The organism is Streptomyces sp. NPDC096013 (genome assembly GCF_044763565.1).
Lineage (GTDB): Bacteria > Actinomycetota > Actinomycetes > Streptomycetales > Streptomycetaceae > Streptomyces.
In genome coordinates, this window is record NZ_JBIWGK010000007.1 from 1 (window position 1) to 24,791 (window position 24,791).

A 24,791-nucleotide genomic window follows, 5' to 3' on the forward strand; every position below is an offset into this window, starting at 1 on the left:
AAAACAGGGGGGTCGGGGGCCGGGGGCGGGGCATTGGGGCGGCCGGCCCCCCCCCCCCCGCCCCGGGGGCGGCCCCCCCCCCCCCCCCGGGGGGGGGTGGGGGGGGGGGGCCCCCCCGGGGGCGCCCCCCCCCCTTTTTTTCTTTTCGCTAGATCAACGGCCGCACCTGGCGCGCGTCCCGCAACGCCCGGCCCCACCACACCAGTTGGTCCAGCATCGCCTTCGCCGCAGCGTCCGCTGCCGTGGCGTCCTTGAGGCGGCCGTCGTCGTCGAAGGACGCGCCCGCATTGTGGAAGGACACGGTGTCGCGGACGGTCACCGCGTGGAGTTCGGCGAAGACCTGGCGCAGGTGCTCCACCGCGCGCAGGCCGCCCGCGAGGCCGCCGTAGGAGACGAGGGCGACGGGCTTGGCGCGCCACTCCGTGAAGTGCCAGTCGATGAGGTTCTTGAGGCCGGCCGGGAAGGAGTGGTTGTACTCGGGGGTGAGGACGACGAAGGCGTCGGCCGAGACGAGTTTCGGGGTGATCCCGGCGAGTGCCGCCGTCGCCTCCGGGGTCGGGGCGAGGGTCGTGGGCAAGTGGCCCGTGTCGGCGACGTCGACCACCTGGAGGGTGAGGTCGGGGTGGTCGCGGACGTGGGCGAGGAGCCAGTCGGCGACGACCGGGCCGAAGCGGCCGTGTCGGTTGCTGCCGATGACGACGGTGACGGTCAGAGGAGTCGTGGTGGTGTCAGTCGTGGTGGTGTCCATATGGGCAGCCTGTTACCTCAACCATTATTGAGGTCAAGGGTGGCCCCCCCGGGTCCTCCGCCGTCCTCCGCCGCCCTCCCCTGACTCCCGGTCACCCGTTCACACGCGCCGCTTGCGCTCTTCGGGTTCTTCTCCGGGATGGGTTCGTGCGGGCTCGGCGTACCTCTATGACCTGCTGAAACGGCGGCGGGTTGGGCCGACCGGGCGGCTTCCTGACACCCATTCACCGCATTTCTGACGCCCGCTCAGGAAGCGGGCTCGGCCCGGTGCCACTTACCTCGGAAGGGCAGCCAACCACAGCTCGGAGGAGCACCGATGCGTCGTACCGCCCGTCTGCTGACCGGCACCGCGCTCGCCGTCGCCGCCGCGGGTCTCGCGACCGCCCCGGCGTACGGCGGCGAGACCGGCAGCCTGGAGGTGTTCCCGTCGAACGCCGTGCCGGGCGGCGCCGTCACGGTGAACACGGCGGCGTGCGGCGCCGACGGTACGGCCGCCGGTGATGCCAGCGCGGTGGGCGCCGGCACGTTCACGCTGGCGCCGAGCACGCACGAGGGCGATGCGATCGGGCAGTTCAAGGTGCCGCCGAGTGCGCAGCCGGGGACGTACGAGATCGTCGCGAAGTGCACGGACGGCCGGGAGGTCTCCGGCGATCTGATGGTGACGCTGGCCTCGATGCGGCAGCAGGTGCAGCCGCGGGGCAGTGTGAAGACGGGGGTCGGCGGCGCGTTGGGCCCCGACCCCGTGCAGACCGCGGCCGGTGTGGCGGCTCTCGCCGTCGCCGCCGCGGGCGGTACCTGGCTCCTGCATCGCCGGGCGAGAGGCGACAGGTTCTGACGGACACCCTCCGCTGTCCGTCCACCGGTACCGCATGTCCCCTCCCCCTCCGGGTCCGACGCCCCTCGCGACCCGGAGGGGGGCGCGGGGCAGTTACGGGAGAGGGGTGCGCAATGCGATTCGGCAACACCGCGATAGGGGCCGTCACCGTGGTCGCCCTGTGCACGGGCGCGTGGCTGCTGGCCGGCGGCTCCGGGACGAACGCCCCGCCGCAGCCGTCCGCCGCCGAGGGCCGGCCCGATCCGGTCGCCGGGCGCACCGAGGCCCGTCCGCTGCCGCCGTCGCCGCCGGACCGCATCCGCATCCCGGCCATCCATGTGGACGCCCCCCTGATGGGCCTCGGACTGACCGCCACCGGCAGCCTGGACGTGCCCCCGGCCGCGAGGAAGAACCTCGCGGGCTGGTACGAGGCGGGCACGACCCCTGGTGAGACCGGTACGGCGATCGTGGCCGGCCATGTCGACAACGCGGACGGCCCTGCCGTCTTCTACGACCTCGGCGCCCTGAAGAAGGGCGCCACGATCGAGCTGGACCGGTTGGACGGGAGCGTCGCGCTGTTCACGGTGGATGCGGTCGAGGTGTACCAGGCGAGCCGCTTTCCGGATCAGACGGTGTACGGGGCCGCGCGGCGGCCCGAGTTGAGGGTGATCACCTGTGGGGGCGGGTATTCGCGGGCGACGGGGTATCAGGGCAACGTCGTCGTCTTCGCGCACCTGAGTGGGAGTCGGTAAGGGGATGGGAGCCGGCAGGGGGAAGGGCCGTAGGTCGTCCGCGGGTTCCGTACGCCGGGTTCGCCGTCGGCCTGAACGGCATCGTCAGCGGATCGTTTCCAAGTAGCGGAGTACCGCCAGCACGCGGCGGTTTCCCGTTTCCGTCGGGGGCAGATCCAGCTTGGTGAAGATGTTCGCCACGTGCTTTTCCACGGCTCGTTCGGAGACGGTGAAGGCGGTGGCGATCGCGTGGTTCGTGCGGCCCTCCGCCATGAGGGCGAGGACCTCGCGCTCGCGGGGCGTGAGGGTGTCGAGGGCGGTGGATCGGCGTGCGGCGCCGAAGAGTTGGGCCACCACCTCGGGGTCGAGCGCGGTACCGCCGCCCGCTACGCGTTCCAGGGCGCCGATGAACTCCCCGATGTCCACGACCCGTTCCTTGAGGAGATACCCGAATCCGGCCGGGTTGCCGAGGAGTTGGGCCGCGTGCGTCGTCTCGACGTACTGCGAGAACAGCAGGACACCGGTCCCGGGATGCCGTTCGCGCAGGTGTACGGCCGCCCGTACGCCTTCGTCGGTCTGGGTGGGCGGGAGGCGGATGTCCACGACGGCCACGTCGGGCGCGTGGGCCGCGACGGCGGTCAGCAGGGACTCCGCGTCGCCGACCGCCGCGGCCACCTCCACGTCCCGCAGCTGGAGGAGTTGGACCAGGCCGTCGCGCAACAGGGCCGAGTCCTCGGCGATGACGACGCGCATGCCGCTCCGTTCAGGTCGGTCGGGTCGGTCGGGGCGATCGGGGCGGGTCAGATGTGGGGCAGGTCGACCGTGACCACCGTAGGGCCTCCGGGTGGGCTGTCGCAGGTCAGTGTGCCGTCGACCGTGCGGACCCGGGCCAACAGCCCGGTGAGTCCGGAACCGGCGCCGATCGTCGCGCCGCCCTGTCCGTCGTCGGTGACGCGCAGGCGCAGGACGCCGTCGCGGGCGGTGACATCGACGGCGGCGGCCGTGGCGCGGGCGTGTTTCGTGGCGTTGGCGAGGAGTTCGGCGGCGCAGAAGTAGGCGATGGTCTCGACGGCCGGGGTGGGGCGGGTGCCGATGTCGGTGGTGAGGGTGACGGGGAGGGCGCTGTCGGCGGCCAGGGTGGTGAGGGCGGCGTGCAGTCCCTCGTCGAGTACGGGCGGGTGGATGCCCTTGACCAGGTGGCGCAGGTCGGAGATGGCCTGGGTGGCGTTGCCCTGCGCGGTGTCGACGACGGTGAGGACGCGGTCGGGTTCGGCGCCGGCGGTGACCAGTTCGCGGATCAGGGTGAGGTGCATGGCGAGGGCGACGAGGCGGGCCTGGGTTCCGTCGTGCAGGTCGCGTTCGATACGGCGGAGGGTCAGCGCGGCGTCGTCGACGGCGCGGGCGCGGGTCTCCTCCAGGGTGCGGATACGACGGGTCGCGGCGTCGGGGCCGAGCAGCACGGTCAGCAGGGCGCGGTGCGGGCCGAGGGCGTACCGCAGGATCAGGGGTGCGACGGCCAGCAACAGCAGACCGGCTGTGAACGGAATCAACCAGCGCGGCCAGGAGTCGAGCTGGTGACCGAGGAACTCCAGTGACACCTGGTGCGTGGAGCCGTCGGCGTTGTGAACCGTGTTGTAGTTCCAGCGCTTGAGCAGCGGGTGCAGTGTGAACAGGACGCCGTAGAGGTAGCCGATGACGACGGTGGCGTACGCGAAAACGGCTGTGAACGGAGTCAACAGGGCGCAGCCGACGGCTCGCCAGCCGGTCCGGTCGAGCAGGATGCCGCGCCGCCAGCCGAGGATCGCGGAGGCGCTGCCGCCGGTGCCGATGCCGGTGGCACTGCTGCCGGTGCCGGTCACGCCGCTGCCGGTGCCGGTGCCGGTCGGGCCGCCGCCACTCCCGCTGACCCCGCCGGCTTCCGCGCCCGGCACGCCCGGCGGCTCGATCTCCAGGCCGAGCAGGCGGTGTGCGAGCCCCCGTTGCAGCGCGCCCAGCGCCAGCGCGCCGCGCACGGTGACCGCCAGCAGCCACAGGCCGAGCGTGGTCACCGACAGCGCCCCGCCGAACACCAGCCCGGCGAGCGTGAGGAAGAAGCCGGCCAGGGCGAGCGGGAGGGCGATCACTCCGTAGAGGACGGCGGCCAGGGCGCGGCGGCCGAAGGTGGCGGTGGCGAGGGAACGGAGACGGGAGGCGAGGGATCGGAGACGGGAGCGGAGGCTCGGCATGGGGATCAACCTAGGAGAGGAGCGACCGGGCGACACGGAACTGCACGGCGGTCAGGCCGCGCACCACCCACGGCATCAGCAGCAGGAAGCCGAGGCCGCCCACCACCGCGTGGAAGGCCCAGGCCCCGGCGAAGGTGGGCCCGCCCCAGGCGTCGGCGTAGTCGTCGCCGGCGCGCAGCGGCCAGCCGATGTTGAGGGGGACGATCGCCCAGCCGTAGAGCGTGATGAACGCCGTGACGAGGTTGAGGGGCGTGGCGAGGAGGGCGTGGGGCAGGCCGCCGGCCCGGGGCCTGCCGGGGAGGTCGGTGGGGTTCGTGGGGTCGGTACGGCCGGGGTCGAGGAAGCGGTGGACGAGGCCGCGCTGCCAGCGGGCCGTGGGGGCGCCGAGGAGGGCGAGCGGGATGCAGGCCAGGCATAGCGGGAGGGCGAGGAGTGCGTAGGCGGTGCGGCGCCAGGTGGTGGCGGTGAACGGGGCGTGGACGAGGTTCCAGGCGTGGGCGGAGGTCGGGTCCGGGGCGGTGGTCATGGTGCGTCCCCCTGCACATGAGCGGGCGTATGTGGAGTCGGTGTCCGTGTGTCGGCGCAGTCCCTGTGAACCGCTGTGAACCGATGTCTCCAGCTTTCCGCCGCCGCCCGCTGTACACGATGGTGCCTGCACGGGACCTGGGGGTTCGGTTAACCGAACCGGCGCACACCGGACTCGGCCTCACACCCTCCCCCGGCGCACACCCCATTCCCTCACACCCCCCGCACGCTCCCGCTGAGGGCAGCGTTCCCGGCGGGAAACAGGTGTGATGCGGTCGGGTAACACCGACGTCGCAGGCTCCTCGACATGACCTCGAATCCGCGTGTGGTGCCCACCCTCGTGCTCGTCGGCCACGGCATGGTCGGTCAGCGCTTCCTCGAAGCGCTCGCCGAGCGCGGCCTGACCCGCACGCACCGCGTGGTCGTGCTGTGCGAGGAACCCCGCCCGGCCTACGACCGCGTCCAGCTCACCTCGTACTTCGCGGGCCGTACACCCGAGGAACTCTCGCTCACGGACGCGGAGTTCATCAGGGACCACGGGATCGAGCTGCGCGTGGGAGACCCGGCGGAGACGATCGACCGCTCGTCGAAGACGGTAACCGCCCGCTCTGGACTGTCACTCGAGTACGACACCCTCGTCCTGGCCACCGGCTCGTACCCGTTCGTGCCGCCGGTCCCCGGCAAGGACGCCGAGGGCTGTTTCGTGTACCGCACGATCGAGGACCTGCTCGCGATCGAGGAGTACGCCGGATCACGGGCCACGACGGGTGCCGTGGTGGGCGGTGGACTGCTCGGTCTTGAGGCGGCCGGCGCGCTGAAGGGGCTCGGACTCACCAGCCACATCGTGGAGTTCGCCCCGCGGCTGATGCCGGTGCAGATCGACGCGGGCGGCGGTGCCGCGCTGCTGCGCACCATCGAGGAGATGGGCCTGACCGTCCACACGGGCGTCGGCACCCAGGAGATCCTGACCGGCCCGGACGGCGCCGTCACCGGCATGAGGCTGTCGGACGGCTCCGAACTCTCCACGGACATGGTCGTGTTCAGCGCCGGGGTCCGTCCCCGCGACCAACTCGCCCGCGCCTGCGGCCTGTCGGTCGGTGAGCGCGGCGGCATCGCGGTCGACGAGCAGTGCCGTACGCTCGACGACCCGCACGTGTTCGCGATCGGCGAGTGCGCCCTGGCGGCGGACGGCCGGGTGTACGGGCTGGTGGCGCCCGGGTACGAGCAGGCGGAGACGGCCGCCGCGACCATCGCGCGGGACGAATCCGCCTTCACCGGCGCCGACCTGTCGACCAAGCTGAAGCTCCTCGGGGTGGATGTGGCGTCCTTCGGCGACGCGCACGGCGCCACCGCGGACTGCCTCGACGTCGTCTACTCCGACGCGCGGGCGGGGACGTACAAGAAGCTGGTGATCGGCCGGGGCGGTGAGCTGCTGGGCGGCATTCTGGTCGGCGACGCGGACGCGTACGGCACCCTGCGCGCCTTCACCGGGTCCGTACCGCCCGTCTCCCCCGAGCAGTTGGTGCTCCCGGCCGGTTCCGGCGAGGCCGTCCAGCTCGGCCCCTCCGCGCTTCCCGACGCGGCGGTCGTCTGCTCGTGCCACAACGTCAGCAAGGGCGCGATCCGCGGCGCCGTCACCGACCACTCCTGCACGAGCGTGCCGGAGGTGAAGAAGTGCACCAAGGCCGGTACGGGCTGCGGGAGTTGCGTCAAGGTGCTCGGCCAGCTGGTCACCGCCGAGCTGGAGGCGAACGGCGTCGAGGTCGACAAGGGCCTGTGCGGCTGCTTCGCGCAGACCCGCGAGGAGTTGTACGAGATCGTCCTCGCCCTGCGGATCTCCTCCTACCAGGATCTGCTGGACCGCTACGGCCGTGCCGGCGCCCGGGGTGGCGACGGCTGCGAGACCTGCAAGCCGACGGTCGCGTCGGTCATCGCGTCGCTCGCCCCGGCGATCGGCGCGAGCGGCTACGTCCTGGACGGCGAACAGGCGGCCCTCCAGGACAGCAACGACCACTTCCTCGCCAACCTCCAGAAGAACGGCTCCTATTCGGTCGTCCCGCGCGTCCCCGGCGGCGAGATCACCCCCGAGAAGCTCATCGTGATCGGCGAGGTGGCCCGCGACTTCGGCCTCTACACGAAGATCACCGGCGGCCAGCGCATCGACCTGTTCGGCGCACGGGTGGAGCAACTCCCGCTGATCTGGGCCCGGTTGGTGGACGCGGGCTTCGAGTCCGGGCACGCCTACGGAAAGGCGCTGCGCACGGTCAAGTCCTGTGTGGGGCAGACCTGGTGCCGCTACGGCGTCCAGGACTCGGTCCGCATGGCGATCGACCTGGAGCTGCGCTACCGGGGGTTGCGCTCCCCGCACAAGCTCAAGTCGGCGGTGTCCGGCTGCGCCCGCGAGTGCGCCGAGGCCCAGTCGAAGGACTTCGGGATCATCGCGACCGCCACCGGCTGGAACCTGTACGTCGGCGGAAACGGCGGTGCGACTCCGCGTCACGCGGATCTGCTCGCGAAGGACCTCTCCGACGCCGAACTGGTGCGCCTGATCGACCGGTTCCTCATGTTCTACATCCGTACGGCCGACCGGCTGGAGCGCACGAGCGTGTGGCTGGAGCGGATTCCGGGCGGCCTGGACCATGTGCGCGAGGTGGTCGTGGCGGACTCGCTCGGTATCTGCGAGGAGTTGGAGGCGCTGATGGCCGCGCATGTCGCCGGGTACCGCGACGAGTGGGCCACAACCATCAACGACCCCGAGAAACTGGCCCGGTTCGTGTCCTTCGTGAACGCGCCCGACACCCCGGACCCGGTCGTCGGCTTCGTCCCCGAGCGCGACCAGATCAAGCCCGATCTGCCGCTGCTGACCATCGGCATGCGGCCCCAGCAGCCCGCAGACGTCCTGGAAGGAAGCGCCCAGCGATGACCCTGGCCCCCGAGACGACCGACCTGAAGGTCCAACTCCGGTTCACCGAGGACTGGTTCACGGTCTGCGACCTCCATCTGCTCACCCCCGGCCGCGGAGTGGCGGCCCTGCTGCCCGACGGCTCCCAGGTCGCCCTGTTCCGCGACCGCTCCGGCACTCTCTACGGCATCGACAACCGCGACCCGTTCAGTGGCGCGGCGGTCCTCTCGCGCGGCCTGACCGGCACCCACCAGGGCCGTCCGTTCGTCGCGTCGCCACTGCTCAAGCAGCGGTTCGACCTGATCTCCGGGGAGTGTCTGGACGACGCGTCGGTGCGGGTGACGGCCTACGAGGTGCGGGCGAACCCGGTGACGCACCGGCCCTGACGCGCCTGGGGCACGCCACGCACCGCGACGGGGCCGGTCACGCCTTGAGTTGGTCGTGGACGACCCCCGTCAGCTCCTCCGAGGCGGCCCAAAGGCGTTGCCCCATGGCGTCGTTGACGGTCCAGGGGGCCCGCCAGGACGGGGCGGGTGCCCCGCGCCACATCGCGAGGCGGGGGCCGAAGAAGGAGTCGGGGCGTACGTCGGGGGCGGTGGCGGCGTAGAGGGAGGGCAGCGCACCGGCCTCCGCGGACTGGGCGAAGACGCGGTTGCCGATCTCCATGAGCCGTTCCCTGCCCTTGCGTCCCTCGGCCTGCGGACCGGCGGTCTGGAGGTTGGTGGCCGCGTAGCCGGGGTGGGAGGCGGCCGCGACCACCCCGGAACCGGCCGCCGCGAGCCGCCGTGCCAGCTCGTGCGTGAGGAGCAGGTTGGCGGACTTGGACCGGGAGTACGCGGTCCAACGGCTGTACCGGCGCTCGCTGTTGAGGTCGTCGATGTCGATGTTGGCGAGCACGTGCATGAAGCTGGAGAGCGTGACGATCCGGGCGGCGGGCGCGTCGAGCAGCGCGGGCAGCAGCAGCCCGGTGAGCGCGAAGTGCCCCAGGTGGTTGACCCCGAAGTGCGTCTCGAAGCCGTCGACCGTCGTGCCGTAGGGCATCGCCATGACCCCGGCGTTGTTGACGAGCAGATCGAGCCGCTCGTAGGGGAACGTGGCCGCGAACTCCCGTACGGAGGCCAGGTCCCCGAGGTCCAGCCGGGCGAACTCGGCCTCGGCGCCCGGCACTTCGGCGACGATCCGGTCGGCGGCCTCGCTCCCCCGCACCTCGCTCCGGCACGCGAGCACCACCCGGGCGCCCTTGCGGGCCAGCTCGCGCGCGGTGACGTAGCCGAGCCCGCTGTTGGCCCCGGTGACGACGGCGACCCGGCCGTGCTGGTCGGGGATGTCCTTCTCGTTCCAGCCGGACATGAGCGGGCTCCTCTGCGGGCATCGGCGAGCGGTCGGGATCTCAGCGTACGAGAGCCGAGACGGCACCGCTCCGGTCACACCGGGCGACACCTCCATCACGAGATGGTCACTCCCCCTTCACCGCCCTCACCGGGGCAATACGGTCCATGTCTCACCGGACACAGGGGGACGAGATGACTCACCCGTACGCCACACCGCCCATGCCCCAGCCGCCGTTCCAGCCGGTCCGCCCGGCACCCCGCTGGGCCCGCAAGCGGTATGTCCTCCCCGCCCTCGCGGTGGCCTTCTTCATCGGCATCGGCGCGGGCGGCTCGGGCCAGGACAGGAAGACCGACACGACGGCCGACGCGAAGCCCGCGGCGGCCGACCCCCAGCCGACGACGACCGTCACGGCGACCGCGACGGAGACGGCCAGCCCGGCCCCCGCCCCCACGGTCACCACGACGAAGACCGTCAAGGTCACGAAGACGGTCACCGCGGCGGCAGCCGTGGACAGCGGTTCAGGCTCCGGGTCCGGTTCCGGCGACTCCAACTCCGGTGGCGGCAGCACCTATTACACGAACTGCACCGCAGCCCGCGCGGCCGGGGTCACACCCCTGTACGTGGGCGACCCGGGCTACGACTCCCACCTCGACCGGGACGGGGACGGCGTCGCCTGCGAGTGACACCGGCAGCGGAAAGGGCGGCACCCCCCGCACAGGGGTGCCGCCCTCTCCCATGATCCGGAACCACCGCCGCCGCGGTGAGGGTCAGGTTGAGCGGCGGGAGTCCCGGGGCCGTGAACGCCGTACGCCCTACCGGTGGTCGCTCCCCTGCGCCGCCGAAGCCGCCCGGCCCGCCTCCAGCCGAGCCACCGGAATCCGGAACGGCGAGCAGGAGACGTAGTCCAGGCCGACCTCGTGGAAGAAGTGGACCGACTCGGGGTCGCCGCCGTGTTCGCCGCAGACGCCGAGCTTCAGGTCCGGGCGGGTCTCGCGGCCCGCCTTCGCCGCGAGCTCGACCAGGGAGCCGACGCCGTCGCGGTCGATCGTCTCGAAGGGGCTGACTCCGAAGATGCCCTTCTCCAGGTAGGCCGTGAAGAAGGAGGCTTCCACGTCGTCGCGGCTGAAGCCCCACACCGTCTGGGTGAGGTCGTTCGTGCCGAAGGAGAAGAACTCCGCGGCCTCCGCGATCTGGCCCGCCGTCAGCGCGGCGCGCGGGAGTTCGATCATCGTGCCGATCGACAGCTTCAGGGACGTGCCGGTCGCGGCCTCGACCTCGGCGACGACCTGGTCGGCCTCCTCGCGGACGATCTCCAGCTCCTGGACCGTGCCGACGAGCGGGATCATGATCTCCGCGCGCGGGTCGCCCTTCGCGGCCTTGCGTTCGGCGGCGGCCTCGGCGATGGCCCGTACCTGCATGGTGAACAGACCGGGGATGACCAGGCCGAGGCGTACGCCGCGCAGGCCCAGCATCGGGTTCTGCTCGTGCAGGCGGTGCACCGCCTGGAGGAGGCGGAGGTCGTTCTCGTGGGACTCCTGACGGGACTCCGCCAGCGCCACGCGGACCGACAACTCCGTGATGTCCGGCAGGAATTCGTGCAGCGGCGGGTCCAACAGGCGCACGGTGACCGGGAGTCCGTCCATCGCTTTGAACAGCTCGACGAAGTCGGCCTTCTGGAGCGGGAGCAGCGCCTTGAGGGACTCCTCGCGCTCGGTGTCCGTGTCGGCCAGGATCAGGCGCTCGACCAGTTCGCGGCGGTCGCCGAGGAACATGTGCTCCGTACGGCACAGGCCGATGCCCTGGGCGCCGAAGCGGCGGGCGCGCAGCGCGTCCTCGGCGTTGTCGGCGTTGGCGCGGACCCGCAGCCGGCGGACGCGGTCGGCGTAGCCGATGATCCGGTGGACCGCCTCGACCAGTTCGTCGGCGTCGTCGGCGCCCGCGTGCATCCGGCCCTCGAAGTACTCGACGACCGGGGAGGGGACGACCGGGACCTCGCCCAGGTACACCTTGCCGCTGGAGCCGTCGATGGAGATGACGTCGCCCTCCTCGACGACGTGCCCGCCCGGCACCGTCATCCGGCGCCGCTTGGTGTCGACCTCCAGCTCCTCGGCGCCGCACACACAGGTCTTGCCCATGCCGCGCGCCACGACGGCCGCGTGGGAGGTCTTGCCGCCGCGCGAGGTGAGGATGCCCTCGGCCGCGATCATGCCGTCGAGGTCGTCGGGGTTGGTCTCCCGGCGGACCAGGATCACCTTCTCGCCCGAACGCGACCACTTCACCGCGGTGTACGAGTCGAAGACCGCCTTGCCGACCGCCGCGCCGGGCGAGGCCGCGATGCCCCGGCCGACCTGCTGGATCTTCGCGTCCTCGTCGAAGCGCGGGAACATCAGCTGCGCCAGCTGCGCCCCGGTGACCCGCTGGAGGGCCTCGGCCTCGTCGATCAGCCCCTGGTCGACGAGTTGGGTCGCGATCCGGAACGCCGCGCCCGCCGTCCGCTTCCCCACCCGCGTCTGGAGCATCCACAACTGCCCGCGCTCGATGGTGAATTCGATGTCGCAGAGATCCTTGTAGTGGTTCTCCAGGGTCTCCATGATCTGCATGAGCTGGTCGTACGACTTCTTGTCGATCTGCTCGAGTTCCGCCAGCGGCACGGTGTTGCGGATGCCGGCGACGACGTCCTCGCCCTGCGCGTTCTGCAGGTAGTCGCCGTAGACGCCCTGGTGGCCGCTCGCGGGGTCGCGGGTGAAGGCGACGCCGGTGCCGGAGTCCGGGCCGAGGTTGCCGAAGACCATCGAGCAGACGTTGACCGCGGTGCCGAGGTCGTGCGGGATGCGTTCCTGGCGGCGGTAGAGCTTGGCGCGGTCGGTGTTCCAGGAGTCGAAGACCGCGTGGATCGCGAGGTCCATCTGCTCGCGCGGGTCCTGCGGGAAGTCGCGGCCCGCCTCGGCCTTGACGATCCGCTTGAACCGGGTGACCAGCTTCTTCAGGTCGGCCGCGTCCAGCTCGGTGTCGACCGTGACCTTCTTGGCGTCCTTGGCCTTGTCGAGCGCCTCCTCGAAGAGGTCGCCGTCGACGCCGAGGACGGTCTTGCCGAACATCTGGATCAGCCGCCGGTACGAGTCCCACGCGAAGCGCTCGTCGCCGGCCTGCTTCGCCAGGCCCTGCACGGACTTGTCGGAGAGGCCGATGTTCAGGACGGTGTCCATCATGCCGGGCATCGAGAACTTCGCCCCGGAACGGACGGAGACGAGGAGGGGGTCGTCGGCCTGCCCGAGTTGCTTGCCCATCGTCGCTTCGAGGGTGTCGAGGTGTGCACTCACCTCGTCACGCAGTGCCGCGGGCTCGTCCCCGCTGTCGAGGTACGTCTTGCACGCCTCGGTGGTGATGGTGAAACCCGGAGGGACGGGAAGGCCCAGGTTGGTCATCTCGGCGAGGTTGGCACCCTTGCCGCCGAGGAGGTCCTTGAGGTCCTTGTTTCCCTCGGTGAAGTCGTAGACGAACTTCACTACGTGGGGTTCTTTGTTTTCCGACACGGGTCTCGACTCCTCGGGACGCGGGTGGCTGCCCTGACGGCCAGGAACATACCCAGATCGAAGGCGTCTGGGTACGTCCACTTGCATGTCATGCGTCTGTAACCGGTAGTCCGCCAGCGGATCGAAAGTCAAAGCTCGGCAAGCGAACACGGCCGGATGTTTTCACTTCTTGAACGCAACATGGACCATCGGCGCACATTTGCGCTCACGTGAGCGGTTCACGGCTCGGCTGTTTTCGATCGATGAACGATCAAGGGGTGGCACGGAGTGCCACCCCTTGGAGAAGTGCAGCCGCGCAAGATCCGCTCACCTGAGCGCCACCTCTATCAAAGGTGGCGAGAATCACGCTTCCACAACCGACCGGATTTCACCATCCGGACGGGTCCCGGGACGGAAACGCGGACGTCACATGCCCAGCGCGAGCAGCCGTTCCTCGACCCGCTCCGGCGCGTACAGATGCTCCACGACCATCGCCCCCGCCCCCACCAGCCCGGCCCGCTCGCCGAGCCGCGAGGTCAGTACGTGCAGATGAGCGGTCGAGCGCGGCAGCGCCCGCTGGTACAGCAGCTCGCGCACGCCGGTGAGGAAGGAGGTTCCCGCGAGGTCTCCCGCGATCATCAGAACCCCGGGGTTGAGCAGCGTCACCACGGTCGCCAGGACGTCCCCGACCTGCCGGCCCGCCTCGCGGGCGAACGCGGCCGCTCCCGGGTGCCCCGACGCGAGCAGGTCCCGCACATCGGAGCCGGACGCGGCCGGCACCCCGGTCTCGGCCAGCCGTCGCGCCACGGCGCCACCGCTCGCCACGGCGGCCAGACAGCCGTAGGACCCGCACCGGCACAGCGCCTGCGCGCCCGCCGGGACCCGGATGTGGCCGATGTCGCCCGCGCCGCCGTCGATCCCCCGGAAGACGGAGCCGCCGACGACCACCCCGGCGCCGATACCCGTCGACACCTTGACCAGCACGAAGGCCGAGCAGTCGGGGTGTCCGGTGCGCTGTTCGCCGTACGCCATGAGGTTGGCGTCGTTGTCGACCAGGACCGGGACCCGCGGGGCGCCGGTGTGTTCGGTGAAGGCGCGGGCCAGGCGGCCCCTTATGTCGTAGCCGTCCCAGCCGGGCATGATCGGCGGCTGGACCACGCGGCCGGTCTCGCTGTCGACGGGCCCGGGCACCGCGAGCCCGATCCCGCAGACCTCGGACGCCCGGTGGCCCGCCTTCTCCAGCAACTCGGCGAACCAGCGGCCGAGTTCGCCCAGCACGGCGTCCGGGCCGTCCTCGATGACCAGCGTGCCACCGTGCTCCGCGAGGATCTCGCCGGTGAGGGACAGGACGCACGCGCGCGCGTGGCGGGTGTCCAGGTCCGCCGCGAGGACGACCGCGTGGGCGTCGTCGAACTCCAGGGTGATCGACGGCCTGCCGCCCAGCGGGGAGTCCACGGGACCGCCCGCGCCCTCGCGCAGCCAGCCCGCGCGGAAGAGCCGGTCCAGACGCTGGCCGACGGTCGCGCGGGAGAGTCCGGTCACCTGTTGGAGGGCGCCCCGGGTCGTCGCGCGCCCGGTGCGCACCAGTTCGAGCAGATCTCCGGCGCTCCCATGACCTCGTCCCGTCATGCGCACCCCCTTGTGTTTCTCAACCCTGCATTACATATTGAGTTTTGCGTGTTAAATAGACGTAACCCTACGGTAGCCATGACCGAACCGGTCGGCACGACGTGTTTCGTGGAGTCCCGAGTGGATCGCACTGCCCAGCTCACAGCCCTCCCCGAGGAACGCACCTTCGTATACGATCCGCCGTCCTTGTCAGGTTCCCTGCACCTCAGGGCGGCTGCCGTACTGGAAGGAAACTGGACGGGTACCTCAACCGTCCCCTCCCGTGGCTTGTATCCGCACCAGTGGTCCTGGGACTCCGCGTTCATCGCGATCGGTCTGCGGCACCTCTCGCCCCTGCGGGCGCAGAAGGAACTGGAGACGCTGCTCGCCGCCCAGTGGGGCGACGGCCGGGTCCCGCACATCGTCTTCAACCCCTCCGTGCCGCTCGACGCGTACTTCCCGAGCCCCGACTTCTGGCGCTCCTCGACCGCGGGGCACACGGCGGGCGCCCCGCGCACCGTACAGACCTCCGGCATCGTGCAGCCACCGGTCCACGCGCTCGCCGCGTGGCTCGTGCACCGCGCCGACCCCGGCCTGTCCCGCGCACGCGGCTTCCTCGCCGGCGTCTACCCCCGGCTGGCCGCCTGGCACCGCTATCTGCTGCACCGGCGCGACCTCGGCGGGGGCGGCCTCGCGTCCGTCGTGCACCCCTGGGAACAGGGTATGGACAACAGCCCTTGCTGGGATGCCCCGTTGAGCCGGATCACGCCCGCCCCAGCCCGCTCCTTCCGCCGCGCCGACCTCGACCACGGCGCCGCCGAGGACCGGCCCACGGACCTGGACTACGGCCGTTACGTGCGGCTCGCGACGGACTACCGGGACGGGCAGTACGCCGACGGGGCAAGCGAGTTCGCGGTCGAGGACCCGTCCTTCAACGCCCTGCTCATCGCCTCCGAGCACGCACTCGCCCGGATCGCACGGGAGTTGGGCGCCACCGGCACGGCCCGGCACGCGCGCGCGGAGCGGCTCACCGGGGTGCTCATCGACCGGCTGTGGGACCCGGCGGAGGGCATGTTCTTCTGCCGTGACGTACGCGGCGAGGGACTGATCCCCGAGCGCAGCGTCTCCGGTCTGATCCCGCTGCTCCTCCCCGACCTGCCCCGGGACATCGCCACCGCCCTCGTCCGTACGGCGTCCGGCCCGCACTTCGGGCTCGGGGACACCACCCGGCTGCCGCCCAGCTACGACCTGTCGGGCGAGGCGTTCGACCCGCACCGGTACTGGCGCGGCCCGGCCTGGTTCAACACGAGCTGGCTGCTGGAGCGCGGGCTGCGGCTGCACGGCGAGCGGACCCGGGCGGAGGCGCTGCGCACGGCGGTGCTGGAGACGGCCGACGCGACCGACTTCGCCGAGTACGTCGACCCGTACGACGGCGAGGCGTGCGGTGCGACCGGCTTCAGCTGGACCGCCGCGCTGACCCTCGATCTGCTCCACGAGCCCCCGGGACCCGCCGTCTCCGGCACGGTCCTCGGCACGTTCGACAGGCGTGACACACAAGCGCGCGACACAGAAGTGACCGAAGCGAAGACCAGCGAGGTCAAGGTCGCCAACGGAGTCAAGGGAGGGGACCGGGGATGACGGACCGGCATCATCTGCTCGTGCACGGCGGGACGTTCGCCGTCGTGGGCGACGGCGGGGACATCAGCGGCGTACGGGGCGGCAGTTCCCCGGACGGGTTATTCGTCCGGGACGCCCGGCACCTGAGCCGCTGGCAGCTGACGGTGGACGGCGCGGTGCCGGAGGCGCTGACGCCGGTGGCCGACGGGGACATGGCGCGCTGTGTCCTCGTCCCGCGCGGCGGACGCCAGGAGCCGCCCGCGCACACGCTCTTCCGTGAACAGGCCGTGGGCGACGGCGCGTTCGTCGAATCGCTGAAGGTGACCAGCAACCGCCCGGTGGCCACCACGGTCCGGCTTGCGGTCACCGCCGACGCCGACTTCACGGACCAGTTCGAACTCCGCTCCGACCACCGCACGTACGCCAAGACCGGCGTCACCCGCTCCCGCCAAGTCCTGGAGGACGGCGTGGAGTTCGCCTACCAGCGAGGCGAATGGCGGTCCTGTACGACGGTGACGGCCGAGCCCGCGCCCGACGGCGTCGAGGAGACCGGCACCGGAGCGCGCCGCATGGTGTGGACCCTGGACCTCGAACCGCACGGCACCGCCGAGCTGGCCCTGCGCGTGATGGCCCGCCCGCACGGTGACAAGCGGGCCCTGCGGGTACCGCGCTCACCGTCCGCGCTGAACGAGCAACTCATGGCCCTGGAGGGCGAGTACGTCCAGGGCGTCTCCTTCCCCACCGGCTGGCCGGAGCTGGCCGCCGCCTGCGCGCGGGGCCTGTCGGACCTGGCCTCGCTCCAGGTCCCGGCGAAGGGCCCGGACGGCGAGGAACTGCGGGTACCGGCGGCGGGAGCCCCCTGGTTCCTGACCCTCCTGGGCCGTGACGCCCTCCTGACCTCCCTCTTCGCCCTCCCCTACCGCCCTCAGCTCGCCGCCGCCACCCTGCCGGCGCTCGCCGCGACGCAGGCGACGGACGTGGGCCCTGAGTCCGTCTCCCAGCCCGGCAAGATCGTGCACGAGGTGCGGCACGGCGAGCTGGCGCACTTCGGGCAGGTGCCGTACGGGCGGTACTACGGCTCGGTCGACGCGACCCCGCTGTTCCTGGTGCTGCTCGGCGCGTACGTGGAGCAGACCGGCGACTCGGCCCTGGCCCGGCGGCTGGAGCCCAACGCCCGTGCGGCGATCGGCTGGATGCTGGACCACGGCGGCCTGACGTCCCGCGGCTACCTGGTCTACCGCGCCGACCAGGGCGGCCTCGCCAACCAGAACTGGAAGGACTCCCCCGGCGCGATCTGCGGCGCCGACGGCACGCGGGCGAGCGGTGCGGTGATGGCGGCGGGGGCGCAGGGGTACGCGTACGACGCGCTGCGCCGCACGGCGTGGGTGGCGCGGACGGTGTGGGAGGACGAGACGTACGCGGCCCTCCTGGAGCAGGCCGCGTCCGATCTGCGGGACCGTTTCCAGCGGGACTTCTGGATGCGGGAGCACTCCTTCCCGGCGCTGGCGCTGGACGGCGAGGGCCGCCAGGTGGACGCGCTCGCGTCGGACGCGGGCCATCTGCTCTGGTCCGGCCTGCTGGACAAGGAGTACGGCGAACTGGTCGGGCGCAGACTCCTCGCCCCGGACTTCTTCTCGGGCTGGGGTGTCCGCACCCTCGCGTCGGGCCAGGCGGCGTACCACCCGTTGTCCTACCACCGGGGTTCGGTCTGGCCCCACGACAACGCGCTGATCACCCTCGGCCTGGCCCGCTACGGCCTGCACGACGAGGCCCGCACGGTCGCACACGCCCTGGTCGACGCGGCGACGGCGACCGGCCACCGCCTCCCGGAGGTCCTCGCGGGCTACGGCCGCGACACCCACCCGGAGCCGGTCCCGTACCCGCACGCGTGCGTACGGGAGTCCCGTTCGGCGGCGTCCCCGCTGGCGCTGCTCACGGCGGTCGGGGGAGCGTGACACAACGGTGATAAGGCGTTTGCCGGGTGTTTGCCCAGTTCCGTGAACAGGGGCCCGAGGCAACTCGTACGGAAGAGCGGCGGTCCTGCCTCCCCATCGGACCGCCCCTCCACTCCGATCACGGGCCTCGCACGGAAGGACCTTCGGGTTGCCTCAGCACACGAGCACACGCCAGACACCGCATACGGCCGGGGCAGCCGATGGCGAGGCACTGCCGCCGGACGGCACGACGACAACACCGGAGGCCTCCGGCACCCCCTCCACCGACACCGGGCCCAAGTCCGAGACCGGGACGGGGAGTTCCACGACAGCCGAGGCGAAGGCCGAGCCCGGCGCCGAGACCGACGGCAAGCCCAGCACCCGAACCTCCACACCCGCCGAGACGAAGGCCAACCGCCTGGCGAACGTGAAGAACAAGGCCAGGCCTCCCGCCGCCACCGCGCCCAAGTCCGGCTCCCCTGCGGGGGCGAAAACCAAGGCCGGTTCGCCCGCAGTTGCCAAGAGCGGGGCCGGTTCCCCTGCCGCCACCGAGCCCGAAGCCGACGCTTCCACGACCGCCGAGCCCGAGGCGGGTTCCCCTGCGGGCGCCAAGCCCGAAGCCGGCGCCTCCACGGCCGCCAAGACCAAGGCCGGTTCCTCTGCGGGCGCCAAGACCGAGACCGGCTCCCCCGCAGTCGCCAAGGGCGGGGCCCGTTCCCCCGCCGCCGCCAAGCCCGAAGCCGGCACTTCCACGACCGCCGAGCCCGAGGCGGGTTCCCCTGCGGGCGCCAAGACCGAGACCGGCTCCCCCGCCGCCACCAAGCCCGAAACCGACACTTCCACGACCGCCAAGACCAAGGCCGGTCCACCTGCGGGCGCCAAGACCGAGGCCAGCTCCCCCGCCGCCACCAAGCCCGAAACCGACACTTCCGCCCACACCGGGACCAAGGCCGGTTCACCTGCGGACGCCAAGACCGAGGCCGGTTCGTCTGCTCGCGCCGAGGTCGAAGCAGCCGCCTCTTCCGCCGCCAAGAGCGGGCAAGCCGAGACCTCCGCGCCCGAACGGGCCGTAGAAGTGCCGCTTGAGGCCACGGCGGAAGACGCCACCGGAACCGTGTCCCACGCGACGCCCGACACCACGTCCGGCGCCGTGGAGGCCGACACAGCCGAGGACGCCACCGACCCCGGGGGCGCCGACCCCGAGGCACTCGGCTCAGAGCCCGGCGAGAACACCCCCGTGACCACCCCGGACGCCGAACCCGACGCCCCGGCCACCGACACCGCCCCCTCGGCCGGACCCGGCGAAGCCGCCGACCCCCGCACCCGGGTCAGCCGCCTGGGGCTCCGCCGGCGTATGAAGGGCTGGCGGGAGAAGCACCCCGTGGCCGCGCTCACCCTGTCCTGGGTGGTCACCTTCCTCGCCGCCGTGCTGGTCTACGTCTGCCTCGAAATGCCCAACACCTTGGGGCAGTTGAGGCTGATGGAGTTCGCGCGGATACCCGCCGAGGCGATCATGGCGGCGGTGGTTCTGCTGAGTCTGCCGCGGCGGGCCCGGGTCGTCGTGGCCGCGGCGTTCGGGGCGCTCGTCGGGGCCATCGCCGTGCTGAACATGTTCGACATGGGGTTCAACGAGTACCTGGGCCGGCACTTCAACATCATCCTGGACTGGAGCCTGTTCGGGGATGCCCGCGGTTATCTGAAGGACACCTTCGGCGGGACGGCGACCCAGATCCTCACGGTCGCCCTCATCGCCCTCATCGTCGCGCTGATCGTGCTCGTCGCGCTGGCGATGGTCCGGCTCAGCAACGTGCTCGTCACCTACAAGGCCATCGCCACCAAGGGCACCCTGATCGCGGGCACGGTGTGGATCACCCTCACCGCGTTCGCGCTGGAGTTCCACGGCATCCCGCTGGCCGCCGACCACACGGCCGGTGTCATCAAGTACCAGGTACGCGCGATGCAGGAAACCCTGCGCGACGAGGCCGACTTCAAGAAGGTCGCCAAGGTCGACGCCTTCGGCAACACCCCCGGCAGCCAGCTCGTCCCCGACCTGCGCGGCAAGGACATGATCTTCACCTTCATCGAGAGCTACGGCCGGAGCGCGATCGAGGACCCGATCATGGCGCCGGGTGTAGACGACACCCTCGCCGCCGACACCAAGGCCCTCTCGAAGGCGGGCTTCGCGGCGAAGAGCGGCTGGCTGACCTCGGCGACCTACGGCGGCAGCAGCTGGCTCGGCCACTCCACCACCATGTCCGGCCTGTGGGTCAGCAACCAGCAGCGCTACCGCACGGTGATGGCCAGCGACCACCTCAGCCTGACCGACGCCTTCAAGAAGACCGGCGGCTACGACACCGTAGGCGTGATGCCGGGCGTGCAGAAGGGCTGGCCGGAGCAGAGCTTCTACGGCCTCGACAAGGTCTACAACGCCTTCCAACTCGGCTACAAGGGACCGAAGTTCAGCTGGTCGACGATGCCGGACCAGTACGCGCTCGAGCAGTTCCAGAAGCAGGTGCACAGCAAGCCCCGCACCGACGGCAAGTCCCTGATGTCGATGATCATCCTGACGTCGAGCCACCAGCCCTGGGCGCCGATCCCGAAGCTCGTCCCGTGGGACCAGCTGGGCAACGGCTCGATCTTCGACTCGATCGAGAAGGCCGGCAACAAGGCGTCCAGCGTCATCGCCGACACCACCAAGTCCCGCCAGGAGTACGGCAAGTCGATCCAGTACTCGGTGAACTCCCTCACCCAGTGGCTGGAGCGCTACGGCAACGACAACACCGTGCTCGTCTTCCTCGGCGACCACCAGCCGATCGCCCGCGTCAGCGGCAACCACGCCAGCCGTGACGTCCCGATCTCGATCGTCGCCAAGGACCCCAAGGTCCTTCAGAAGATCGACGGCTGGAACTGGTCCGACGGCCTGCGCCCCGCGCACAACGCCCCGGTGTGGAAGATGAGCGACTTCCGCGACAAGTTCCTGACGGCGTACGGCTCGACGCCCCACCCGAAGAAGAACTGACCGGCCACCGAAGGGGGTTCAGCCTCCGGACGTGTCCAGTTCCGCGTCCTCGCCGATCCCCGCGCAGTCGTACGGGTCCTTGAGCCAACCGTCCGGCAACACCACCCGGTTGTTGCCGGACGTACGGCCGCGGGGCCCGTCGGCGCCCGTCGGCCAGGACTGGTCGAGGTCCAACTCGTCGAGCCCGGACCGGAGTTCGTCCAGGGACGAGGTGATCGCGAGCCGCTTGCGCATCTCGCTGCCGACCGCGAAGCCCTTCAGGTACCAGGCGACGTGCTTGCGGAAGTCGATGACCCCGCGCGCCTCGTCCCCGATCCACTCGCCGAGCAGCGTCGCGTGCCGCACCATGACGTCGGCGACCTCGCGCAACGACGGCTTCAGCACGTCCTGCTGACGCCCTTCGAAGGCGGCCACGAGATCGGCGAACAGCCACGGCCGCCCCAGGCACCCGCGCCCGACCACGACCCCGTCGCACCCGGTCTCCCGGACCATCCGCACCGCGTCCTCGGCCGACCAGATGTCGCCGTTGCCGAGCACGGGGATCTCCGGCACATGCTCCTTGAGCCGGGCGATCGCGTCCCAGTCCGCCGTACCGCCGTAGTGCTGGGCGGCGGTGCGGCCGTGCAGCGCGATGGAGGTGACGCCCTCCTCGACGGCGATGCGTCCGGCGTCGAGGAAGGTGATGTGGTCGTCGTCGATGCCCTTGCGCATCTTCATCGTGACGGGCAGGTCACCGGCCCCGCTGACGGCCTCCTTCAGGATCGCCCGCAGCAGGTTCCGCTTGTACGGCAGCGCGGAGCCGCCGCCCTTGCGGGTGACCTTCGGCACCGGGCAGCCGAAGTTCAGGTCGATGTGGTCGGCGAGGTCCTCCTCCGCGATCATGCGGACGGCCTTGCCGACGGTCGCCGGGTCCACGCCGTACAGCTGGATCGAGCGCGGCTTCTCCGTCGCGTCGAAATGGACCAGCTGCATGGTCTTCTCGTTGCGCTCGACCAGCGCCCGGGTCGTGATCATCTCGCTGACGAACAGCCCCTTGCCCCCGCTGAACTCCCGGCACAGGGTGCGGAAGGGCGCGTTGGTGATCCCGGCCATGGGGGCCAGGACGACGGGCGGCGAGACGGTGTGCGGGCCGATCTGCAAGGGCGACACGGCCGGGGGCGCGGGCAGGGACACGGGCGTGGACATTGCTCCATTGTGGCGCACCGCTTCCGGTGCCCGCGTACGGAGATCATGTAGCAGTCATTAGTTAGACGCACTATCGACTTTCGCGTACGATGGTCCGCATGCCCGAGCTCAGCCACCGCCGCCGACAGCTGGTGCTCGCGATCTGCTGCATGAGTCTGCTGATCGTGAGCCTGGACGTGACCATTCTGAACGTCGCCCTGCCCGCGATGCAGACGGATCTGCACGCGTCGACCTCCGGTCTCCAGTGGACGATCGACGCGTACACCCTGGTCCTGGCCTCCCTGCTGATGCTGGCGGGTTCGACGGCCGACCGGATCGGCCGCAAGCGGGTCTTCGTCGTCGGCCTGGTGGTCTTCAGCCTCGGCTCCCTGCTCTGCTCCCTCGCGCCCGGCCTGGACTCGCTGATCTGGTTCCGCATGATCCAGGCGGTCGGCGGCTCGATGCTCAACCCGGTCGCGATGTCGATCATCACCAACACCTTCACCGAGCCCCGCGAGCGCGCCCGCGCGATCGGCGTGTGGGGCGCGGTCGTCGGCATATCGATGGCCGCCGGGCCGCTGATCGGCGGACTGCTCGTGGACTCGGTCGGCTGGCGCTCGATCTTCTGGATCAACCTTCCGGTGGGCCTGGCCGCGCTGCTGCTCACGCTGAAGTTCATCCCCGAGTCCCGCGCGCCCAAGGCCCGCCGTGCCGACCCGGTCGGCCAGCTCCTGGTGATCGCGCTGTTCGGCTCCCTGACGTACGCGATCATCGAGGCGCCGGACTCCGGGTTCACCTCGATCCTGCCGTTCGCGGTCCTCGCGCTGGCCGCGCTCGCCGCACTGCTCTGGTACGAGCCGCGGCGCGACGAACCCCTCATCGACCTGCGCTTCTTCCGTTCGGCGCCGTTCAGCGGTGCGACGGTGATCGCGATCAGCGCGTTCTCGGCGCTCGGCGGGTTCCTGTTCCTGTCCACGCTGTACTTGCAGAACGTGGTGGGGCTCGACGCGCTGCACGCAGGGCTGTGGATGCTGCCGATGGCTGTGCCCACGTTCCTGTGCGCGCCGATCTCCGGGCGGCTGGTCGGCAGTCACGGGCCGCGCATATCCCTGCTGATCGCGGGGACGGCGATGACGGCGAGTGCGGTGCTCTTCGCGGGGTTCGAGGCGGAGACGTCCGGGGTCTCGCGGTTCATCGGGTACGCGCTGTTCGGCATCGGCTTCGGGTTCGTGAACGCGCCGATCACCAACACCGCGGTGTCCGGGATGCCGCGCGCTCAAGCGGGTGTCGCGGCGGCCGTCGCCTCCACGAGCCGGCAGTTGGGGCAGACGCTCGGGGTCGCCGTGGTGGGGGCGGTGCTGGCTTCCGGGGTGTCGGCGTCGTCGTACAAGGAGACGTTCGTGTCCGCGGCCCGGCCGGGATGGTGGATTCTCGTGGCGTGCGGGGTGGCTGTGCTGGTGCTAGGGGCGGTGACCAGTGGGGTGTGGGCTCGGCGGACCGCCGAGCGCACGGCTGACAAGCTGGCTTCTGTCGAGGTGCGCGAAGCGGCGGGGATCAGCGCCTAGGTCCGTGGGGAGCGGGTCACCGGTGGCCCGTAGCGCCCACGGGGCGGCAGCCGCACATCAGGTACAGCCCCGCGCCCCTGAGAACCTCACCTGGCCCGCGCTATGGCGTACAGCCTCTCCAGGCGTACTCGCGACTCCTCGTCCGCCGGCGCGTACGTCACCATCCTCGGGCCCCTCGACGGGCCCAGCCACAGGTCCGTGTGGTCGACGGTGAGGCGGCCCACATGTGTGTTGCGGAACTCCTTGCGGCGGGGGCTGGCACCCATCACCTCGTGGCGGTCCCAGACCTCGCAGAACTCGGGGGACGTGCGGAGGCGCTTGAGGAGCATCTTCCAGGTGGGATCGGCGAGGTGGTCGGCCATCGAGCCACGGAAGCGGGCAGCCATCAGGCGCTGGCTCTTCTCCAGATGCACGATCGACGACTGCCACTCCTCGTGCGTGTAGGAGAGGATCAGGCAGTTGCGGTCCTCCGGGGGCACGGCCTCCAGGTCGCAGAGCAGCATCCCGTAGGTGCGGTTGTAGGCGAGGATGTCGTACCTGCTGTTCTGGAGGCAGGCCGGGATCGGGTCCAGCTGGTCCAGCATCGCCTGAAGGGCGGGCGTGACGACCGCGCAGCTCGTGGCCGGCCGGGGGTCGATCGCACCGGCCAGCTGGAAGAGGTGGGAGCGTTCGCTGCTGTCCAGGAGCAGGGTGCGCGCGAGGGCGTCGAGGACCTGCACGGAGACCTGGATGTCCCGGGCCTGTTCGAGCCACGTGTACCAGGTGACCCCGACCGCGGCGAGCTGCGCGACCTCCTCGCGGCGCAGGCCGGGTGTGCGGCGCCGGGTGCCGCGCGGCAGGCCGACCTGCTCGGGGGTGATGTGCTCCCGGCGGTGGCGCAGGAACGCGGCCAGCTCATGGCGCCGGACGGTCGACGCGCTCTGCGGGGCGGCCCCCGGAGCGGCGGCCGCCTCGGTCACCGCGCCGACCGCCGCCCCCGTCGCCGTCTCCTGTGCCATGGTCGTCATCGCTCCAGTCTGCCGTCGCCCGGAGCCTGTTTCCAGGTAGTCCTTCTACCAGGATAAGGACACTCTGGTACCAGTCTCCCGGACGGCGC

General features: G+C 71.2%; 18 protein-coding genes. 9 read left to right on the plus strand and 9 right to left on the minus strand.

All coding sequences use genetic code 11. The features are described from left to right. Positions 1-148 precede the first annotated feature (148 nt). Complete coding sequence (locus ACIRB1_RS23570; protein WP_403466850.1) at positions 149-748, minus strand: NADPH-dependent FMN reductase; 600 nt, start codon at positions 746-748, stop codon at positions 149-151. A 315-nt stretch (positions 749-1,063) separates the two neighbouring features. Between ACIRB1_RS23570 and ACIRB1_RS23575 the strand changes: the two genes are divergently transcribed. Continuing rightward, entirely contained in the window at positions 1,064-1,582 is a 519-nt protein-coding gene (locus ACIRB1_RS23575) for a hypothetical protein (RefSeq protein WP_403466851.1), read from the plus strand. A 113-nt stretch (positions 1,583-1,695) separates the two neighbouring features. Further along, entirely contained in the window at positions 1,696-2,313 is a 618-nt protein-coding gene (locus tag ACIRB1_RS23580; RefSeq protein ID WP_403466852.1) for a class F sortase, read from the plus strand. 84 nt (positions 2,314-2,397) lie between these two features. On the opposite strand, the gene ACIRB1_RS23585 is transcribed toward ACIRB1_RS23580, so the two are convergent. From ACIRB1_RS23585 to ACIRB1_RS23595, 3 genes are read right to left on the minus strand one after another with little or no spacing between them, the layout of a single operon-like run. After that, entirely contained in the window at positions 2,398-3,045 is a 648-nt protein-coding gene (locus ACIRB1_RS23585; protein WP_403466853.1) for a LuxR C-terminal-related transcriptional regulator, read from the minus strand. A 47-nt stretch (positions 3,046-3,092) separates the two neighbouring features. Then, the gene (locus ACIRB1_RS23590; protein ID WP_403466854.1) at positions 3,093-4,517 is read right to left on the minus strand and encodes a sensor histidine kinase; all 1,425 of its coding nucleotides are present in this window, start codon (positions 4,515-4,517) and stop codon (positions 3,093-3,095) included. A 10-nt stretch (positions 4,518-4,527) separates the two neighbouring features. Continuing rightward, a complete protein-coding gene (locus ACIRB1_RS23595) occupies positions 4,528-5,043 on the minus strand; it encodes a hypothetical protein (RefSeq protein ID WP_403466855.1) in 516 nt (171 codons plus the stop codon). A 306-nt stretch (positions 5,044-5,349) separates the two neighbouring features. Between ACIRB1_RS23595 and nirB the strand changes: the two genes are divergently transcribed. After that, entirely contained in the window at positions 5,350-7,965 is a 2,616-nt protein-coding gene (gene nirB / locus ACIRB1_RS23600) for a nitrite reductase large subunit NirB (RefSeq protein ID WP_403466856.1), read from the plus strand. Further along, entirely contained in the window at positions 7,962-8,330 is a 369-nt protein-coding gene (nirD, locus tag ACIRB1_RS23605) for a nitrite reductase small subunit NirD (protein WP_403466857.1), read from the plus strand. Before nirB ends, nirD begins: the two co-directional genes overlap by 4 nt. A gap of 37 nt (positions 8,331-8,367) precedes the next feature. On the opposite strand, the gene ACIRB1_RS23610 is transcribed toward nirD, so the two are convergent. Next, on the minus strand, positions 8,368-9,294 hold the full coding sequence (locus ACIRB1_RS23610; RefSeq protein ID WP_403466858.1) for an oxidoreductase: 927 nt from the start codon (positions 9,292-9,294) through the stop codon (positions 8,368-8,370). A gap of 173 nt (positions 9,295-9,467) precedes the next feature. On the opposite strand from ACIRB1_RS23610, the gene ACIRB1_RS23615 reads away from it, so the two are divergent. After that, a complete protein-coding gene (locus ACIRB1_RS23615) occupies positions 9,468-9,959 on the plus strand; it encodes an excalibur calcium-binding domain-containing protein (protein WP_403466859.1) in 492 nt (163 codons plus the stop codon). Between the two features lie 129 nt (positions 9,960-10,088). On the opposite strand, the gene ppdK is transcribed toward ACIRB1_RS23615, so the two are convergent. After that, entirely contained in the window at positions 10,089-12,809 is a 2,721-nt protein-coding gene (ppdK, locus tag ACIRB1_RS23620; RefSeq protein ID WP_403466860.1) for a pyruvate, phosphate dikinase, read from the minus strand. Between the two features lie 405 nt (positions 12,810-13,214). Further along, on the minus strand, positions 13,215-14,417 hold the full coding sequence (locus ACIRB1_RS23625) for an ROK family protein (RefSeq protein ID WP_328934042.1): 1,203 nt from the start codon (positions 14,415-14,417) through the stop codon (positions 13,215-13,217). A gap of 120 nt (positions 14,418-14,537) precedes the next feature. On the opposite strand from ACIRB1_RS23625, the gene ACIRB1_RS23630 reads away from it, so the two are divergent. The 3 genes from ACIRB1_RS23630 (at position 14,538) to ACIRB1_RS23640 (ending at position 20,966) form a co-directional block, all read left to right on the plus strand. Then, the gene (locus tag ACIRB1_RS23630) at positions 14,538-16,034 is read left to right on the plus strand and encodes an MGH1-like glycoside hydrolase domain-containing protein (protein ID WP_403466861.1); all 1,497 of its coding nucleotides are present in this window, start codon (positions 14,538-14,540) and stop codon (positions 16,032-16,034) included. Continuing rightward, entirely contained in the window at positions 16,031-17,968 is a 1,938-nt protein-coding gene (locus ACIRB1_RS23635; RefSeq protein WP_403466862.1) for a glycogen debranching N-terminal domain-containing protein, read from the plus strand. The genes ACIRB1_RS23630 and ACIRB1_RS23635 overlap by 4 nt, the downstream gene beginning before the upstream one ends. 1,333 nt (positions 17,969-19,301) lie before the next feature. Then, positions 19,302-20,966, plus strand: coding sequence for a sulfatase-like hydrolase/transferase (locus ACIRB1_RS23640; protein WP_403467142.1), 1,665 nt, complete (start codon positions 19,302-19,304; stop codon positions 20,964-20,966). Between the two features lie 18 nt (positions 20,967-20,984). Here the strand turns inward: ACIRB1_RS23640 and dusB are convergent, their stop codons facing one another. Beyond that, on the minus strand, positions 20,985-22,151 hold the full coding sequence (gene dusB / locus ACIRB1_RS23645) for a tRNA dihydrouridine synthase DusB (protein WP_403466863.1): 1,167 nt from the start codon (positions 22,149-22,151) through the stop codon (positions 20,985-20,987). Between the two features lie 98 nt (positions 22,152-22,249). Between dusB and ACIRB1_RS23650 the strand changes: the two genes are divergently transcribed. Beyond that, positions 22,250-23,695, plus strand: coding sequence for an MFS transporter (locus ACIRB1_RS23650; protein ID WP_403466864.1), 1,446 nt, complete (start codon positions 22,250-22,252; stop codon positions 23,693-23,695). 86 nt (positions 23,696-23,781) lie between these two features. Here the strand turns inward: ACIRB1_RS23650 and ACIRB1_RS23655 are convergent, their stop codons facing one another. Beyond that, the gene (locus ACIRB1_RS23655; RefSeq protein ID WP_352182720.1) at positions 23,782-24,702 is read right to left on the minus strand and encodes a helix-turn-helix transcriptional regulator; all 921 of its coding nucleotides are present in this window, start codon (positions 24,700-24,702) and stop codon (positions 23,782-23,784) included. Positions 24,703-24,791: the final 89 nt, after the last annotated feature.

Excerpts from the sequence above, each read along its gene's own strand:
- ACIRB1_RS23570 (WP_403466850.1), bottom strand. The coding sequence starts at position 748 with ATGGACACCACCACGACTGACACCACCACGACTCCTCTGACCGTCACC.
- ACIRB1_RS23575 (WP_403466851.1), top strand. The coding sequence starts at position 1,064 with ATGCGTCGTACCGCCCGTCTGCTGACCGGCACCGCGCTCGCCGTCGCC.
- ACIRB1_RS23580 (WP_403466852.1), top strand. The coding sequence starts at position 1,696 with ATGCGATTCGGCAACACCGCGATAGGGGCCGTCACCGTGGTCGCCCTG.
- ACIRB1_RS23585 (WP_403466853.1), bottom strand. The coding sequence starts at position 3,045 with ATGCGCGTCGTCATCGCCGAGGACTCGGCCCTGTTGCGCGACGGCCTG.
- ACIRB1_RS23590 (WP_403466854.1), bottom strand. The coding sequence starts at position 4,517 with ATGCCGAGCCTCCGCTCCCGTCTCCGATCCCTCGCCTCCCGTCTCCGT.
- ACIRB1_RS23595 (WP_403466855.1), bottom strand. The coding sequence starts at position 5,043 with ATGACCACCGCCCCGGACCCGACCTCCGCCCACGCCTGGAACCTCGTC.
- nirB (WP_403466856.1), top strand. The coding sequence starts at position 5,350 with ATGACCTCGAATCCGCGTGTGGTGCCCACCCTCGTGCTCGTCGGCCAC.
- nirD (WP_403466857.1), top strand. The coding sequence starts at position 7,962 with ATGACCCTGGCCCCCGAGACGACCGACCTGAAGGTCCAACTCCGGTTC.
- ACIRB1_RS23610 (WP_403466858.1), bottom strand. The coding sequence starts at position 9,294 with ATGTCCGGCTGGAACGAGAAGGACATCCCCGACCAGCACGGCCGGGTC.
- ACIRB1_RS23615 (WP_403466859.1), top strand. The coding sequence starts at position 9,468 with ATGACTCACCCGTACGCCACACCGCCCATGCCCCAGCCGCCGTTCCAG.
- ACIRB1_RS23625 (WP_328934042.1), bottom strand. The coding sequence starts at position 14,417 with ATGACGGGACGAGGTCATGGGAGCGCCGGAGATCTGCTCGAACTGGTG.
- ACIRB1_RS23635 (WP_403466862.1), top strand. The coding sequence starts at position 16,031 with ATGACGGACCGGCATCATCTGCTCGTGCACGGCGGGACGTTCGCCGTC.
- ACIRB1_RS23640 (WP_403467142.1), top strand. The coding sequence starts at position 19,302 with ATGAAGGGCTGGCGGGAGAAGCACCCCGTGGCCGCGCTCACCCTGTCC.
- dusB (WP_403466863.1), bottom strand. The coding sequence starts at position 22,151 with ATGTCCACGCCCGTGTCCCTGCCCGCGCCCCCGGCCGTGTCGCCCTTG.
- ACIRB1_RS23650 (WP_403466864.1), top strand. The coding sequence starts at position 22,250 with ATGCCCGAGCTCAGCCACCGCCGCCGACAGCTGGTGCTCGCGATCTGC.
- ACIRB1_RS23655 (WP_352182720.1), bottom strand. The coding sequence starts at position 24,702 with ATGACGACCATGGCACAGGAGACGGCGACGGGGGCGGCGGTCGGCGCG.